Annotated in this window: 15 protein-coding genes and 3 tRNA genes; all 18 read left to right on the top strand. The window is 66.6% G+C overall.

Features of this window, described 5'->3' with window-relative positions:
• Positions 1–279: 279 nt before the first annotated feature.
• The 18 genes from OCH7691_RS11015 to OCH7691_RS11100 all read left to right on the top strand — a co-directional run bounded on the left by OCH7691_RS11015 (position 280) and on the right by OCH7691_RS11100 (position 16,509).
• Positions 280–1,047 carry an SDR family oxidoreductase gene (locus tag OCH7691_RS11015; protein WP_176245017.1) on the top strand — a complete coding sequence of 256 codons (768 nt, stop codon included), beginning with the start codon at positions 280–282 and terminating at the stop codon, positions 1,045–1,047.
• Positions 1,048–1,093: 46 nt separating this feature from the next.
• Positions 1,094–2,491 carry an amidase gene (locus OCH7691_RS11020; RefSeq protein ID WP_217807927.1) on the top strand — a complete coding sequence of 466 codons (1,398 nt, stop codon included), beginning with the start codon at positions 1,094–1,096 and terminating at the stop codon, positions 2,489–2,491.
• A 28-nt stretch (positions 2,492–2,519) separates the two neighbouring features.
• Complete coding sequence (locus OCH7691_RS11025) at positions 2,520–3,998, top strand: NAD(P)H-hydrate dehydratase (protein ID WP_085883612.1); 1,479 nt, start codon at positions 2,520–2,522, stop codon at positions 3,996–3,998.
• 57 nt (positions 3,999–4,055) lie between these two features.
• Complete coding sequence (locus OCH7691_RS11030) at positions 4,056–5,468, top strand: malonyl-CoA decarboxylase domain-containing protein (RefSeq protein ID WP_085883613.1); 1,413 nt, start codon at positions 4,056–4,058, stop codon at positions 5,466–5,468.
• A 116-nt stretch (positions 5,469–5,584) separates the two neighbouring features.
• The gene (locus tag OCH7691_RS11035; protein ID WP_085883614.1) at positions 5,585–5,848 is read left to right on the top strand and encodes a hypothetical protein; all 264 of its coding nucleotides are present in this window, start codon (positions 5,585–5,587) and stop codon (positions 5,846–5,848) included.
• A 96-nt stretch (positions 5,849–5,944) separates the two neighbouring features.
• Positions 5,945–6,826: an AraC family transcriptional regulator gene (locus OCH7691_RS11040; protein WP_085883615.1), complete on the top strand. Its 882-nt coding sequence runs from the start codon at positions 5,945–5,947 to the stop codon at positions 6,824–6,826.
• A 47-nt stretch (positions 6,827–6,873) separates the two neighbouring features.
• The gene (locus OCH7691_RS11045; protein ID WP_085883616.1) at positions 6,874–7,608 is read left to right on the top strand and encodes an AzlC family ABC transporter permease; all 735 of its coding nucleotides are present in this window, start codon (positions 6,874–6,876) and stop codon (positions 7,606–7,608) included.
• Entirely contained in the window at positions 7,601–7,909 is a 309-nt protein-coding gene (locus tag OCH7691_RS11050) for an AzlD family protein (protein WP_085883617.1), read from the top strand. The genes OCH7691_RS11045 and OCH7691_RS11050 overlap by 8 nt, the downstream gene beginning before the upstream one ends.
• A gap of 172 nt (positions 7,910–8,081) precedes the next feature.
• Positions 8,082–8,166 (top strand) — tRNA-Leu (locus OCH7691_RS11055).
• A 48-nt stretch (positions 8,167–8,214) separates the two neighbouring features.
• Positions 8,215–9,681, top strand: a complete 1,467-nt coding sequence (gene tig, locus OCH7691_RS11060; protein WP_085883618.1) for a trigger factor — start codon at positions 8,215–8,217, stop codon at positions 9,679–9,681.
• An 86-nt stretch (positions 9,682–9,767) separates the two neighbouring features.
• Positions 9,768–10,397, top strand: coding sequence for an ATP-dependent Clp endopeptidase proteolytic subunit ClpP (gene clpP / locus OCH7691_RS11065; RefSeq protein ID WP_085883619.1), 630 nt, complete (start codon positions 9,768–9,770; stop codon positions 10,395–10,397).
• A 240-nt stretch (positions 10,398–10,637) separates the two neighbouring features.
• Positions 10,638–11,906, top strand: coding sequence for an ATP-dependent Clp protease ATP-binding subunit ClpX (clpX, locus tag OCH7691_RS11070; RefSeq protein WP_085883620.1), 1,269 nt, complete (start codon positions 10,638–10,640; stop codon positions 11,904–11,906).
• Between the two features lie 135 nt (positions 11,907–12,041).
• Complete coding sequence (lon, locus tag OCH7691_RS11075; protein ID WP_085883621.1) at positions 12,042–14,456, top strand: endopeptidase La; 2,415 nt, start codon at positions 12,042–12,044, stop codon at positions 14,454–14,456.
• Positions 14,457–14,576: 120 nt separating this feature from the next.
• Positions 14,577–14,873, top strand: a complete 297-nt coding sequence (gene hbs / locus OCH7691_RS11080) for a non-specific DNA-binding protein Hbs (RefSeq protein WP_281251924.1) — start codon at positions 14,577–14,579, stop codon at positions 14,871–14,873.
• A 103-nt stretch (positions 14,874–14,976) separates the two neighbouring features.
• Positions 14,977–15,052 (top strand) — tRNA-Val (locus OCH7691_RS11085).
• Positions 15,053–15,175: 123 nt separating this feature from the next.
• Positions 15,176–15,252, top strand: a tRNA-Asp gene (locus OCH7691_RS11090).
• 340 nt (positions 15,253–15,592) lie between these two features.
• The gene (locus OCH7691_RS11095; RefSeq protein WP_085883623.1) at positions 15,593–15,958 is read left to right on the top strand and encodes an NADH-quinone oxidoreductase subunit A; all 366 of its coding nucleotides are present in this window, start codon (positions 15,593–15,595) and stop codon (positions 15,956–15,958) included.
• Positions 15,949–16,509 (top strand): NuoB/complex I 20 kDa subunit family protein, encoded by a 561-nt coding sequence (locus OCH7691_RS11100; protein WP_085883624.1) that lies wholly within the window; start codon positions 15,949–15,951, stop codon positions 16,507–16,509. The genes OCH7691_RS11095 and OCH7691_RS11100 overlap by 10 nt, the downstream gene beginning before the upstream one ends.
• Positions 16,510–16,512 lie beyond the last annotated feature (3 nt).

Raw genomic sequence — 16,512 nt, forward strand, 5'->3', positions numbered from 1 at the left:
CTCGGGATCCGGCTTGCCGGCGGCGAATGGCCCGTGTTCGTCCAGCTCACCCTGCTGTCGATCGCCATCGCGGCGCTTTCCTGGCATGTCCTCGAGAAGCCCGCGAACGGCCTGAAGCGACATTTCGAGCTGCGCGAGCAGCCGGCGTCATAGGCCCGCGACGATCGGTCGCCGGCCGGTCGCCGCCTCTGGCATCCGGCGCGCGGCCCCTATACTCTTCCTCGGGTGGGCCGGCTGGCGGCGACGCCCGGGCCGGCGCGGCACAGGAAGCGGGGCGGCATGCTGACGGAACTCTTCTCGCTCGACGGCAAGGTGGCGCTGATCACCGGCGCCAGCCGGGGCCTTGGCTGGGCAATGGCGCTGGCGCTGGCCGGCGCCGGCGCGCATGTGGTGCTGAACGGTCGCAGGGCCGATACCCTCGAGGTCCGGAAGAAGGAGCTCGAGACGCTCGGCTACGGCGCCTCGGTGCATTCCTTCGACGTGACCGACGACGCGGCGGCGCGGGCGGCGGTGGCGGCGATCGTCGAGCGTCATGGCCGGCTCGACATCCTGGTCAACAATGCCGGGATCAACCACCGGTCGGCGATCGACGCGTTTCCGCTGGACAGCTGGCGGGCGGTGATCGACACCAACCTGACCGCCGCCTTCGCGGTTTCCAAGGCGGTCGCGCCGGTGATGGCGGCGGAGGGCGGCGGACGGATCATCAACATCGCCTCGATCATGTCGATCGTCGGTCGCGGCACGATCCCGGCCTATGTCGCGGCGAAGCACGGCCTTGCCGGGCTGACGCGCAGCCTCGCCGTCGAACTCGGCGAGAGCGGGATCACCGTCAACGCGATCTGCCCGGGCTATTTCAAGACCGAAATGACCGAGGCGCTGCAACAGGATGTCGAGTTCGACAGCCAGCTGATGAAGCGGACGCCGCTCCGCCGCTGGGGCGAGCCGAGGGAACTGGCGGGGGCGGCGATCTTCCTCGCATCGCCCGCCGGCTCCTACGTGAACGGGCATCTGCTGGTGGTCGACGGCGGCACCACGGCGAGCCTCTGAGGCAGTCTCGCGCGGCGCGGACGACAGGCGACCAAGGGGGGACGGGGTGAGCGACGATCTGATCTACATGCCGGCGAGCGAACTCGTGCGCGGCTACGCGGCCGGCACCGTCTCGCCGGTCGAGGTGACGAACGCGGTGCTCGCCCGCATCGACGAGCAGAACGGCCCGCTCAACGCCTTCATCCTGGTCGATCACGACGGCGCGCTGGAGGCGGCGCGCGAATCCGAGGCGCGCTGGCGGGCGGGGACGCCGCTAGGCCCGATCGACGGCGTGCCGACGACGATCAAGGACATCATCCTGACGAAGGGCTGGCCGACGCTGCGCGGTTCGACGACCGTCGACCCGGATCAGCCCTGGGATATCGACGCGCCCTGCACGGCGCGGCTCCGCGAGGCGGGGGCGGTACTGCTCGGCAAGACCACCTCGCCGGAATTCGGCTGGAAGGGCGTCACCGACAGCCCGCTGACCGGGATCACCCGCAATCCCTGGCATCTGGACAAGACGCCCGGCGGCTCGTCGGGCGGCGCGGCGGCGGCCTGCGCGGCCGGCATGGGGGCGCTGCATATCGGCACCGACGGCGGCGGCTCGATCCGCATTCCGGCGAGCTTCTCGGGGATCTTCGGCTTCAAGCAGACCTTCGGCGTCGTGCCGGCCTATCCGGCGAGCCCGTTCGGCACCGTCGCCCATGTCGGCCCGATGGCGCGCACCGTGGCCGATGCGGCGCTGATGCTGCGGGTGATCGCCCAGCCGGACAGCCGCGACTGGTTCGCCGTGCCCCACGACGAGACGCCGCTCGCCGCCGACCTCGGGCAGGGCGTGGCCGGGCTCCGCATCGCCTACAGCGCCAACCTCGGCTATGCCGCGGTCGAGCCCGAGGTCGCGGCCTGCGTCGCCCAGGCGGCCCGCGTCTTCGCCGATCTCGGCGCCCATGTGGAGGCGGTCGATCCCGGCTTCGAGGATCCGCACGGGATTTTCCAGTGTCACTGGTATGCCGGCGCCTACGGCGCGCTCGGGCACCTGGACGAGGCCGGGCGCGGCAGGCTCGATCCCGGGCTCGACCGGGCGGTCGAGGCGGGCAGCCGGATCGCCCTCGACACCTACCTGGCGGCGGTGCAGGCGCGTAATCGCCTCGGCGTCCGGATGGCGGCGTTCCACCGGGAGTACGACCTGCTGATCACCCCGGCGACGGCGGTCGCGGCCTTCGATGTCGGACGCCTCGCGCCGGACGATGCGAACGGCGACTGGATGAGCTGGACGCCGTTTTCCTTCCCCTTCAACCTGACCCAGCAGCCGGCCTGCTCGGTGCCCTGCGGCTTCACCTCGGGCGGCCTGCCGGTCGGCCTGCAGATCGTCGGCGACCGCTTCGCCGATGCGCTGGTCCTGCGCGCCGCGCTCGCCTTCGAGATGGCGCGCCCGGTGCATCGCAGCCGGCCGGCGCTCTGAACGGAACGGAGGCTGGCCGACCGACGCCATGACCGAACTGCTGACCATCGCCGAGATGACGCGGGCCGACCAGCTGGCGATCGCCGCCGGCACACCCGGGCTCGTGCTGATGGAGAACGCCGGGCGGGCGGTCGCGACGGCGATCCGCGATCGCTGGACGGCGCGCCCGGTGACGGTGCTCTGCGGCCCTGGCAACAATGGCGGGGACGGCTACGTGGTCGCCCGCCTGCTCGCCGACCTGGGCTGGCCGGTCCGCCTCGCGGCCCTCACCCCGGCGGCCGCTCTGCACGGCGATGCCGCGGCGATGGCGGCGAAATGGCGGGGCAGGGTCGAGGTGCTGACCCCGGCCTCGATCGACGGCGCCGGGCTGATCGTCGATGCGCTGTTCGGCGCCGGCCTTGCCCGGCCGCTCGGGCAGGCGCTCTGGCCGCTCGTCGCGCGGGCGAAGGCGAACCGGATCCCGGTCGTCGCCGTCGACGTGCCGAGCGGGATTTCCGGTGACGACGGGGCCGTGAAGGGGGCCGCCTTCGAGGCCGCGCTGACCGTCACCTTCTTTCGCAGGAAACCCGGCCATCTGCTTGTTCCGGGACGCATTCACGCGGGCGAGGTCGTGGTCGCCGACATCGGCATCCCGGCCGCGGTGCTCGACCGGATCGGGCCGCGGCAATGGCGGAACGGCCCGGAATACTGGCGGGACCTGTTCCCGGTCCCGACGCTTGCCGGCCACAAGTACAGTCGGGGCCACGCGGTCGTGGTGAGCGGCCCGGCCGCCGCCGGCGGCGCCGCACGGCTCGCCGCCCGCGCGGCGCTTCGCATCGGTGCCGGGCTGGTCACCGTCGCCGCCCCGCCAGACGCGGTACCGATCCATGCCATGGCACTCGACGCGGTGATGGTCCGGGAAACCGATCCGGACGGCAACTTCGCCGATATCCTCGCGGACAACCGGCGAAACGCGATTCTCGTCGGCCCCGGCAACGGCAACGGCGAGGCGACCCGCCGCCGCGCCCTGGCAAGCCTCGCGGCCGGGCGCCAGACGGTGCTGGACGCGGACGCCCTGACCGCCTTCGCGGACGATCCGTCCGGCCTGTTCGCGGCCATTGCCGGCCAGCCCGACAGCGCGACCGTGCTGACGCCGCACGCGGGCGAGTTCGCCCGGCTCTTTCCCGCTATCGCCGGCGGGCCGGGAAGCAAGCTCGAACAGGCACGGGCGGCGGCCGGGACCTCCGGCGCGGTCGTGATCCTGAAAGGCCCGGACACGGTGATCGCCGCGCCGGACGGACGGGCGCTGATCAATGACAATGCGCCGCCGTGGCTCGCCACCGCGGGCTCCGGCGATGTGCTGGCCGGAATCGTCACGGGACTGCTCGCCCAGGGAATGCCGGCCCTCGAGGCCGCCGCCGCCGCCGTCTGGTGCCATGGCGACGCGGCGAGCCGCTTCGGGCCGGGGCTCATCGCCGAGGATCTGAGCGACATGCTGCCATCCGTCCTGCGGGCGCTTTTCCCATGAACCCGTCCGCCGAATTCGCGTTATCCTTTCACCATGCCGGAAGATCTTAGCCTCGCCATGCCCGCACCCCAGACATCCAGCCTGCTGGACCGCGTCATCGCCAACATCCGTCACGCCTGGCGCGGCGACGGCGATGGTTCGATCGCCGACCGCCTGAAACCCGACCTGCCGGATGCGGATCTCGCGGCGCTCCGGCGCCAGATCGACGCCTGCCTCGAAGGTCCCGGCGGCGAGGTTTCGGCCCGGCTCCGCGCCGCCGATCTGGCGCGCGGCTATCTCCGGCTGAACGACCAGGGGCGGCGGCGTTTTCTCCTTCATCTCGCCGAGCGCTACGATATCCGCGAGCGCGATCTCAACGCCGCGGTGACGACCTACAGCATCGCCGACAGCGGCCCGGCGAAGCATGCCGCGCGCGCCGCGCTGGCCGAGGCGCTGGTTTCCCCCCGGGTGAAATTGCTGACCCAGTTCAACGGCGTGGAGTACGGCGTTCGTTTCCTGATCGAGCTCAGGGCGGACCTGCGGCGCTTCCGCAAGGAGGATCCGGAACTCGCCGACCTGGACCGCGACCTGCACAAGCTGCTGGCCGCATGGTTCGATGTCGGCTTCCTCGAACTGCAGAAGATCACCTGGCGCTCGCCGGCGACGCTGCTGGAAAAGCTGATCGACTACGAGGCGGTCCATGCCATCGGTTCCTGGGACGACCTGAAGCACCGGCTTCGGGGGGATCGCTGCTGCTACGCCTTCTTCCATCCGGTCATGCCCGAGGAACCGCTGATCTTCGTCGAGGTGGCGCTGGTCGACGGGATCGCCGGGAATGTCCAGAAACTGCTCGATCCGGCCCTTCCGGAAATGGATTCGGAGCAGGCGGATACGGCGATCTTCTACTCGATCTCGAACTGCCAGCCGGGCCTCGCCGGGGTCAGCTTCGGCAACTTCCTGATCAAGCGCGTGGTCGACCGGCTGCGCCGCGACCTGCCGAATGCCCGGACCTTCTCGACGCTCTCGCCGATCCCGGGTTTCGCGCGCTGGCTCCGAAGCGAGCTGGAGACCCGTGGCGAGGCCGCCCTGAATGGCGGGGAGCACAGTGAAATCAAGGCGTTATCGGGAAATGATGATGCTGCGACGGGGCTTCTCGCACTGCTCGAGCGGCCCGACTGGTACAAGGACACAGAGGTTACCGAGGCGATCCGGGAATGCATGATCCGGCTCTGCGGCCGTTACCTCTGTTCGACCGGCGACAAGGGTCGCGCGCTCGATCGTGTCGCCCATTTCCACCTGGCGAACGGGGCCCGGGTCGAGCGCATCAACTGGCTCGCCGACACCTCGCAGCGGGGCCGGAACGATTCGTTCTGCATGATGGTCAATTACCTCTACGAACATCGCGAAATCGAATCGAATCACGAGGCATATCACGGCGAGGGGCGGATCATGACGAGTCCGCCGGTGCGTCGCCTCGCCAAGGGCAAATGACTTCAATAACTTCCACAAAGATATTGATTCGGCTTGAATTCCCGTAAACGGATTCTTTACCCTCACCCTGCTCAAATCGGACCCGAAACAGGCTAGCCGGAAGCTGGGTGCATACAATGGTATTTTTCAGACGCAGCAAGGCCGAGGACGTTACCGAAGGCGCCGTCTTCGAACGTCATTGCGCGAGCAACTTCATCGAAACGGCGAAAGTGGTGTGGATCGGCAAGGACAGTACCGGCATCCCGCATGTCCGGTACGAGACCGCGCTGATGGGTCAGGGCCGGTTTGAACCCCAGGGCATTCGCATTCTCGCGCTGAAGAGTTTCGCCGACCGCTTCCGCCATCGCTGCGAGCGCAATCTGGCCCAGTTCAACGCCTGATCGCGCCCCGCCGGGGCGGTCTCCGGAACCGCCGGATCCTCGAGATCCGCGCGCAGGGCATTTACCGGCGACCGGATGCTGCATTAGCTTCGGCGGATGACCGTCGCGCAAAGTCCCGACATTGAGAGCCACCGGATCGGCCGGGACGAATCCGCCCGTTACTGGCGGGTGCCGGCGCTCGACCATCTCGAGTGCCTGTCGGCGACCTTCCGGCGACACAGCTACAGCCCGCATGTGCACGAGACCTTCGTCGTCGGGATCATCGAACAGGGCGTGGAACAGTTCGACATCGCCGGCACCACCTGGCGCGCGCGGCCCGGCGACCTGGTCATGGTCAATCCCGATACATTGCATGATGGAAAACCAGCAACTGACTATTATCGCTACAGAATGCTCTATCCGACCGAGCAGTTGCTGCGCGGTATCGCGGATGAGATCGGGCTGAACGCGGCGCCCCGGTTCGAGACCCCGGTGGTTCATGATCCGGTGACATGGCGACAGGTCGGGCTGCTGCACAGGATGCTCGAGGCTGGCGACGACGCGCTCGCCCAGGAAAGCCTGACGCTCGCCGTCCTGGGCGGCCTGCTCGGGCGGCATACCGGGCGCCTCGACGACGCACCGCCGGCGCGGGCCCCGGCGATGCTCGAGCGTGTCCGGGAACGAATGGAAGCCGAATATGCCCGGCCGCTGGCGCTCGGCGAACTCGCCGCGACCGCCGGTCTGAGCCGCTATCACCTGATCCGCGCCTTCCGGCGCAGCTATGGCGTCACCCCGCATCTCTATCTCACCGCGCGCCGCCTGCGCGCCGCGCGGGCGCTGATTGTCGCCGGTACACCGCTGGCCGAGGCGGCGCTCGGCGCGGGCTTCGCCGACCAGAGCCATCTCAACCGGCTGTTCAAGGCCTGGTACGGCGTCACTCCCGGCCAATTCCGCCGGGGCAGCAACATCGTTCAAGAAAGCCCGCCGCCGCGCGTCTAGTTCTCCTGCCGGAAACCGATCGACAACGACCAGGGCGGAGCGGACGGATGACCGAAGGCGGGGCAGGGAACGGCGGCGCGGATGCCGACGATCGGCTGCTGCAGCTCAGCGCCGGCGCGCGCGACGTGCTGCCGCTGTTGATCGCGGCGATGCCGTTCGCGCTCCTGCTCGGACTGCGCGGCCGCGCCGCCGGGCTGGAGCCGTTCGAGATCATGCTGATGAGCGCGACCGTCTTCGCCGGCAGCGCCCAGTTCGTGATCGTCGAGATCTGGCGCGACCCGGCGCCGGTCGCGCTGATCGCCATGACCACGCTGATGATCAACCTGCGTCACGTCCTGATGGGGGCGACGCTCGTGCCGTATCTGCGCCGGACCTCGCCGGCGCGGGCGAGCGGCCTGCTGTTCTTCATGGCCGACGAGATCTGGGCGCTGGCGCTTGCCCGGGCCCGCGGCCACGGTTTCTCGACCGCCTATTACCTCGGGCTCGCGCTGCCGCTCTACGTCGGCTGGGTCACCTTCACGACGACCGGCGCGCTGATCGGCGACGTCTTCACCCATCCGGAGGCGTTCGGTCTCGACTTCGCCTTCACCGCGGTCTTCCTGGCGCTGGTCGTCGGGTTCTGGCGCGGTCCGTCCGACATCCTGCCCTGGGCCGGCGCGGCGGCGGTGGCGCTCGCCGTCAACCAGGCGATCGACGGTCCCTGGTACATCGTCGCCGGCGGCCTCGCCGGCACCCTGATCGGCGCCTTCACCGGGAAGGCGGAGGAGGCCGGCGATGCCTGACCAGGCGACACTCGCCGCGATCATGGCGATGGCTGCGCTGACCTACCTGACGCGGACGGCCGGTTACTGGGTGGCGCGGCGGCTCGATCTCGGCGGCCGGATCGGCATGGGGCTGCGGGCGATGCCGGGGGCGGTGCTGATCAGCCTGGTCGCGCCCACCGCCCTGGCCGCCGGCGTGGCGGAAGCGGCGGCGAGCCTTGTCACGGTGCTTTTCGCGGCCCGCGGGGCGCCGTTCCTGCTCGCGGTCGCGGCCGGTGTCGCGACCGTGATCGCCGGCCGCTACGGGCTGGCGATGCTCTGAGCCGCGCCGCAGCGGCCGGGCGCAGGGGCGAACGGCCGCCGAACGGCAGGAGAATTGGCCTAGGCATTCGAAAATTACCTGTGATATAGAGGCCGCCTTATCGACCCCGGCCGGTCCGGAGAAGCGGGATTGCGCCGGCCAGTTCGGCGGCGACTGGCCACCAAAAGCTGACGCGGGCGTGGCGGAACTGGTAGACGCGCCAGGTTTAGGTCCTGGTGACGCGAGTCGTGGGGGTTCGAGTCCCTCCGCCCGCACCACCCGCGAACTCCGGATATTGGCGAACTAGGAAGACGGACAGGAAGTTAATGCAGATCACGGAAACCAGCTCCGAAGGCTTGCGGCGCGAATACGCCGTCATCGTTTCGTCGAGCGACATCGAGTCCAAGATCACCACGAAACTGGGCGAGCTGAAGGACAATATCCGGCTCCCCGGCTTCCGTCCCGGCAAGGTCCCGCTGGCCCTGCTGCGCCAGCGCTACGGAAAGTCCATCTTGGGCGAGGTGCTGGAGGAGACCGTCAACAGCACCAGCCAGCAGGCGCTGACCGACCAGGCCGTGCGCCCGGCGATGCAGCCGAAGATCGAGATCACCAAGTTCGACGAGGGCAGCGACCTCGAATACTCGATGGTCGTCGAGATCATGCCGGAGATCGAACCGACCGACTTCTCCAAGATCGCGCTCGAGAAGCTCGTCGTCGAGCCGTCGGACGCCGACCTCGACAAGGCGATCGATCAGATCGCCGGCGAGCAGAAGGTCTGGGAGCCGATCAAGCGGGCCCGCAAGGCACGCGACGGCGACATGGCCGTCATCGACTTCAAGGGCACCGTCGACGGCGAGGCCTTCGACGGCGGCAGCGCCGAGGATTACGAGCTGGTGCTCGGTTCCAACAGCTTCATCCCGGGCTTCGAGGACCAGGTGATCGGCCTGAAGCCGGGCGAGGAGACCGACGTCAAGGTGACCTTCCCGGCCGACTACGGGGCAGAGAACCTGGCCGGCAAGGACGCGGTCTTCGCGGTCAAGGTGAAGGAACTGCGGGAAGGCAAGGCGGCCGAGGTCAATGACGAGTTCGCGGTCAATCTCGGGCTCGAGAATCTTGCCGACCTGCGCGAGAAGGTGGCCGAGCGCCTGCGCGCCGATTTCGACGGGCTGAGCCGCCAGATCATCAAGCGGCGTCTGCTCGACAAGCTCGCCGAGGCGCACGATTTCGGCGTTCCGGCCGGGCTCGTCGACCAGGAATTCGACAGCATCTGGCACCAGTTCGAGCATGAGCTCGAGCACAGCGGCGAGACCATCGCCGACCAGGAGCAGTCCGAGGAAGAGCTTCGCGGCGAGTATCGCGCGATCGCCGAGCGCCGGGTCCGGCTCGGCCTGCTGCTCTCCGAGGTCGGCACGATCAACAACATCCAGGTCACCCAGGACGAGGTGACGCGGGCGATGATGAACGAGGCGCGGCGCTATCCCGGCCAGGAACGCCAGGTCGTCGAGTTCTTCCAGAGCAACCCGCAGGCCCAGGCCCAGCTTCGCGCGCCGCTGTTCGAGGACAAGGTCATCGACTTCGTTCTGGAGATGGCGAAGCTCGACGAGAAGAAGGTCACGGCCGAGGAGCTGATCGCGGCCAGCCAGGACGAGGAAGCGGCGGCGGCCGAGGCGGCCAAGCCGAAGAAGAAGGCCAAGGCGAAGGCCGCGCCGAAAAAGAAGGCGGCCAAGGCGAAGGCCGGCGACGACGCGGCGGCGGCGAAGGACGCGGGCGACAAGGAGGACGGCGCCGAGTGAGCGGCGCCGGATTCCGCTCGCCAGCGGCGACGGTTTTCCCATATTAGGGTCTGACCCACCGAAACTCCGAAACGAGCTGAGCTGACATGAGCGACCTGGCCGATTTCACGATGAACACCCTGGTTCCGATGGTGGTCGAGCAGACCAACCGGGGGGAGCGCGCCTACGACATCTATTCGCGCCTCCTGAAGGAACGAATCATCTTTCTCGTCGGCCCGGTGCATGACGGGGTCGCAAGCCTGGTGACGGCGCAGTTGCTGTTCCTCGAGGCCGAGAATCCGAACAAGGACATCTCGCTCTACATCAACTCGCCGGGCGGCGTCGTTTCCTCCGGCCTCGCGATCTACGACACCATGCAGTACATCCGCCCGAAGGTCGCGACGCTGTGCATCGGCCAGGCCGCGTCGATGGGCTCGCTGCTGCTTGCCGCCGGCGACCCGGGCATGCGCTTCTCGCTGCCGAATGCCCGCATCATGGTTCACCAGCCCTCGGGCGGCGCCCAGGGCCAGGCCAGCGACATCGAGATTCACGCCCGCGAGATTCTCGCGCTTCGGGCCCGGCTGAACGAGATCTACGCCAAGCATACCGGGCAGAAGGTGGACGCCATCGAGAAAGCCCTCGAGCGCGACCGCTTCATGACCCCGGAAGAGGCGAAGGAGTTCGGCCTGGTCGACGAGGTGGTCACGAGCCGCCCGACCCCGGTGAAGGAATCCTGATCCGGCGAATTTCACGCCGGTTTCCCGGCCCCTGCCGCTTGACGCGGAGGGGGGCCGGGGACATATCGCTCGCGTACACGGCCGTTAGCCCAATTTTAAGGCCGTCCCACTATCATGATGCATGATGAACATGCGGTGGAACACGACCCTGTGTCCCGTGCCCGTCGGGGCCGAAATGGGTTGTGGCCGCGCCTTGGCGGAGGCTAAGATGCCAAGGCTTTCTCAAAGATCGGAGTACCCATGACCAAGCTAAGCGGCGGGGATTCGAAAAACACCTTGTACTGCTCGTTCTGTGGAAAGAGCCAGCATGAGGTCCGCAAGCTTATCGCAGGTCCGACCGTGTTCATTTGCGATGAATGCGTCGAACTTTGCATGGATATCATCCGCGAGGAGCACAAGAGCACGCTCGTGAAGACCCGCGACGGGGTGCCGTCGCCGCAGGAAATCGCGAAGGTGCTCGACGATTACGTGATCGGCCAGAACCACGCCAAGCGCGTGCTGTCGGTCGCGGTGCACAATCACTACAAGCGGCTGAACCATTCGGCGAAGAACAACGACGTCGAACTCGCCAAGTCGAACATCCTCCTGGTCGGCCCGACCGGCTGCGGCAAGACGCTTCTGGCGCAGACGCTGGCCCGGATCCTCGAGGTGCCGTTCACGATGGCCGACGCCACGACCCTCACGGAGGCGGGCTACGTGGGCGAGGATGTCGAGAACATCATCCTCAAGCTCCTGCAGTCGGCCGACTACAATGTCGAGCGGGCGCAGCGCGGCATCGTCTATATCGACGAGGTCGACAAGATCAGCCGCAAGTCGGACAATCCCTCGATCACCCGCGACGTGTCGGGCGAGGGCGTCCAGCAGGCCCTGCTGAAGATCATGGAAGGCACGGTCGCCTCGGTTCCGCCGCAGGGCGGGCGCAAGCATCCGCAGCAGGAGTTCCTGCAGGTCGACACGACCAACATCCTGTTCATCTGCGGCGGCGCCTTCGCCGGGCTGGAGAAGATCATCTCGGCCCGCGGCGAGAGCAAGTCGATCGGCTTCGGCGCCGACGTGCGCTCCGCCGACGAGCGCAAGACCGGTGATATCCTGCGCGAGGTCGAGCCCGAGGATCTGCTGAAGTTCGGCCTGATCCCGGAATTCGTCGGCCGCCTGCCGGTGGTCGCGACCCTCAGCGACCTCGACGAGGAAGCCCTGGTCGAGATCCTGAGCCGCCCGAAGAACGCCCTGGTCAAGCAGTACCAGCGCCTGTTCGAGATGGAGGACGTGCATCTCTCGTTCACCGAGGATGCGCTGAAGTCGATCTCGTCGAAGGCCATCATGCGCAAGACCGGTGCCCGCGGGCTGCGGTCGATCATGGAAGGCATCCTTCTCGACTCGATGTTCGACCTGCCGTCGCTCGAAGGCGTGGAAGAGGTCGTCATCAACCGCGAGGTGGTCGAGGGCAACGCCCAGCCGCTCTATATCTACGCCGACCGCAAGCGCGAGGACGCAAGCACTAGCGCCTGATCGGGGGCGAACGCTTGAAGCCGGGCGGTCGCGTCGTTATCTGTGCCTTAGTACTTCTCCCCGGGACCGGCTGTCCGAGCCGCCGAGAGGTGGCAGTCGTGACGGCGGCCGGTCCGGACCAGTAAGGGAAATTTCATGCATCAGCCGGCCAAGACACAGGTTTTTCCGGTTCTGCCTTTGCGCGACATCGTGGTCTTTCCGCACATGATCGTGCCGCTGTTCGTCGGCCGCGAGAAATCGGTTCGCGCGCTCGAGGACGTGATGAAGGACGACAAGCAGATCCTGCTTGTCGCGCAGAAGAATCCGGCCGACGACGATCCCGGACAGGACGACATCCACCGTGTCGGCACCGTCGCCTCGGTCCTGCAGCTGCTCAAGCTGCCGGACGGCACGGTCAAGGTCCTCGTCGAGGGCGGGTTCCGTGCCCGCATCACCCAGTTCGCCGAGAACAGCGAGTTCTTCCAGGCCTATGCCGAGGTGCTCGACGAGAGCGACACCGACGGCAAGGAGCTCGAGGCGCTGTCGCGCTCGGTGATCTCGCAGTTCGAGCAGTATGTGAAGCTCAACCGCAAGATCCCGCCCGAGGTCCTGGTTTCGCTGAACCAGATCGACGATTCCTCCAAGCTCGCCGACACCGTCGCCTCGCACATGGCGCTCAAGCTGACCGAGAAGCAGGAGCTTCTCGAGATCGAGGGCGTGGCCGACCGGCTGGAGCGGGTCTACGCGCTGATGGAGGACGAGATCGGTGTCCTCCAGGTCGAGAAGAAGATCCGTTCGCGCGTCAAGCGGCAGATGGAGAAGACCCAGCGCGAGTATTATCTGAACGAGCAGCTCAAGGCGATCCAGAAGGAACTGGGCGAGGGCGATGACGGCCGCGACGAGACCGCCGAGCTCGAGGACAAGATCCGCAAGACCAAGTTCTCCAAGGAAGCCCGCGAGAAGGCCCAGGCCGAGCTGAAGAAGCTCCGCAACATGAGCCCGATGTCGGCCGAGGCGACCGTCGTCCGCAACTATCTCGACTGGTTGCTGTCGTTGCCCTGGGGCAAGCGCAGCCGGGTCAAGAAGGACATCGTTCACGCCGAGCAGGTGCTGAACAGCGACCATTACGGCCTGGAGAAGGTCAAGGAGCGGATCCTCGAGTATCTCGCGGTGCAGCAGCGCACCAACAAGATTCGCGGCCCGATCCTCTGCCTCGTCGGCCCTCCGGGCGTCGGCAAGACCTCGCTCGGCCAGTCGATCGCCCGGGCCACCGGCCGGAACTATGTCCGCATGTCGCTTGGCGGCGTGCGCGACGAGGCCGAGATTCGCGGCCACCGGCGGACCTACATCGGCTCGATGCCCGGCAAGATCGTGCAGTCGATGAAGAAGGCGAAGTCGCGCAATCCGCTGTTCCTGCTCGACGAGGTCGACAAGCTCGGCGCCGATTTCCGCGGGGATCCGTCGTCGGCCCTGCTCGAGGTCCTCGATCCGGAGCAGAACGTCAACTTCAACGATCACTATCTCGAGGTCGATTACGACCTGTCGGAAGTGATGTTCCTCTGCACCGCGAACACGCTCCGCATGCCGCCGGCGCTGCTCGACCGGATGGAGATCATCCGCCTGTCGGGTTACACCGAGGACGAGAAGGTCGAGATTGCCAAGACCCACCTGATTCCGAAGCAGGCCAAGAATCACGGCCTGAAGAAGGAAGAATGGTCGATCACCGACGCGGCGCTTCGCGATCTCATCCGCTATTACACCCGGGAAGCCGGCGTCCGTAACCTGGAACGCGAGCTGGCCGGACTGACGCGGAAGGCGATCAAGGAGATCCTCACCGGCAAGAGCAAGACCATCGCGGTCACGCCGGCGAATCTCGACAAGTATTCCGGCGTCCGGAAATACCGCTTCGGCGAGATCGAGGACGAGGACACGATCGGCATGACCACCGGCCTGGCCTGGACCGAGGTCGGCGGCGAGCTGCTGCAGATCGAAGCGGTCAAGCTGCCGGGCAAGGGCAAGATGCAGATCACCGGCAAGCTCGGCGATGTGATGCAGGAAAGCGTGCAGGCGGCGCGAAGCTTCGTTCGCTCGGTCTGTCTCGATATCGGCGTGAAGCCGACGGTGTTCGAGAATCACGACTTCCATATTCACGTGCCCGAAGGCGCCACGCCGAAGGACGGACCGTCGGCCGGCGTCGCGATGGTGACCTCGATCGTCTCGATCCTGACCGACAATCCGGTCCGCCACGATGTCGCCATGACCGGCGAGATCACGCTGCGCGGCCGGGTGCTGCCGATCGGCGGGTTGAAGGAGAAGCTGCTCGCGGCCCTTCGCGGCGGAATCAAGACGGTCCTGATCCCGAAGGAAAATGAGAAGGACCTCGCGGAAATCCCTGAAAACGTGAAGAAGGGGCTCGAAATCGTCCCCGTGTCTCACGCCCGGGAGGTTCTCGCGCGAGCCCTTTCCAAACCTCTCGTTCCCATCGAATGGGACGCCGAGGCGGAAGCCGCCGACAAGCTCGCGGCCGCCGCCAGGGAAAAGAAACTCGAAGAGGGTGTGGTAACGCACTGAACGTCGGAACAGGATTCTGCCGGCTCAAAATCGGCAGAATCCTGCCGATTTTCCTTTGACGGCCTGCGGCCTTCAGACTAGTGTTACCTGCCTTTTGAGCATCGAAACTGCCAAGCTCATATATCTGAACAAAGGGGGCACAACGTGAACAAGAACGATCTCGTCGCGCGCGTATCGACCACGGCCGACATCTCCAAGGCCGATGCCGCCAAGGCGGTTGACGCGGTGTTCGACTCCATCGCCGACGCCCTGAAGGGCGGCGATGAGGTCCGTCTTGTCGGCTTCGGTACCTTCAGTGTTGCCGCGCGCGCAGCTTCCGAAGGCCGCAATCCGCGGACGGGTGAGAAAATCCAGATTCCGGCCTCCAAGCAGCCGAAATTCAAGGCCGGCAAGGGCCTGAAGGACGCCGTCAACTAAAACGGTTTCTCCTTATCGCGACGTGCCGACCGCCCGTGACGGGCGGTCGGCGCTCACGCGTGTTGCGAGCGGCAGTGTGCCGTTATTTTTTTACGCATATCGCGGGCGGTTAGCTCAGTTGGTAGAGCGTCTCGTTTACACCGAGAGGGTCGGCAGTTCGAGCCTGTCACCGCCCACCAGATCGCCTGTTCCGGCGGCCTGAAGACGGCCCGATACCAGGGCGGCAACAAGTTGAACTAAAAGGCAATCTTGTTGCTTGACAGCTTTCGGGCAAGGCACTAGAAAGCGGGCTCCCGGCGCACGGGGGTGTAGCTCAGTTGGTTAGAGCGCTGGCCTGTCACGCCAGAGGCCGCGGGTTCGAGTCCCGTCACTCCCGCCACTTTCCCCGCCCGCCGGTCGATTGCAGATCGCCAAGACAGCCCGACACCGTCAAGGCTCAGCGCCGGCCGGCGGGGCCGGGTCAGTATCCCGTATCCGGCGGCGCCCACAGTCAGCGAATGCGTCCAGTCCAGCTTCCAGATCCGGTTCCGGCAGTCGTCGCGGTGGCGGCGCCAGGGGCCGTCGATCGCCCGGAATTCGGCGCTGCAACAGACGCTTCGACCGGCCATTCCGGCCTTCCCATTGCAGAGTCCGCTGACTATACTGCGGCCGCGAAATACGCGGGCGGCACCGGACCTTGTCCAGTGTCCTTTTTCTGACGACCGGAGCTTCGCGTCTCAATGGAAGCCTTGCTGCAAGAATACCTGCCGATCCTGGTTTTTCTGGCGATCGCCGTCGGCCTTGCGGCCGTTATCGTCGCGGCCTCCTACATCGTTGCCCGGCAGAATCCGGACCAGGAAAAGCTGTCGCCCTACGAATGCGGATTCGAGCCCTTCAGCGACGCGCGCAACCAGTTCGATGTCCGCTTCTACCTGGTCGCGATCCTGTTCATCATTTTCGACCTCGAGGTCGCCTTCCTGTTTCCCTGGGCGATCTCGCTCGGTGAGATCGGCGTGTTCGGCTTCTGGTCGATGATGGTGTTCCTCGGGATCCTCACCATCGGCTTCATTTACGAGTGGAAGAAGGGAGCCCTGGAATGGGAGTAGGAGCCACGCCGCAGACCGGTCCCGAAACGACCGCTCCGGACCGGGCGCCGAACGATCAGGACGCCTTTTTCCGCGGCCTCAACGAGGAACTTTCCGACAAGGGCTTCCTGGTTACCCAGGCCGACAAGCTGGTCAACTGGGCGCGTACCGGCTCGCTCTGGCCGATGACCTTCGGGCTTGCCTGTTGCGCGGTCGAAATGATGCATGCCTACATGCCGCGCTACGATCTCGAGCGCTTCGGCATCGTCCCGCGCGGCTCGCCACGGCAGTCCGACGTGATGATCGTGGCCGGCACGCTGACCAACAAGATGGCGCCGGCGCTCCGCAAGGTCTACGACCAGATGCCGGAGCCGCGCTACGTGATCTCGATGGGGTCCTGCGCCAACGGCGGTGGCTACTACCACTATTCCTATTCGGTGGTTCGTGGCTGCGATCGCATCGTGCCGGTCGATATCTACGTTCCAGGCTGTCCGCCGACGGCGGAGGCGCTGGTCTACGGCATTCTCCAGTTGCAGCGGAAGATCCGCCGCACCGGCACCATTACCCGCTGACCA

The sequence above is a fragment of the Oceanibacterium hippocampi genome (assembly GCF_900172325.1).
Lineage (GTDB): Bacteria > Pseudomonadota > Alphaproteobacteria > Sneathiellales > Sneathiellaceae > Oceanibacterium > Oceanibacterium hippocampi.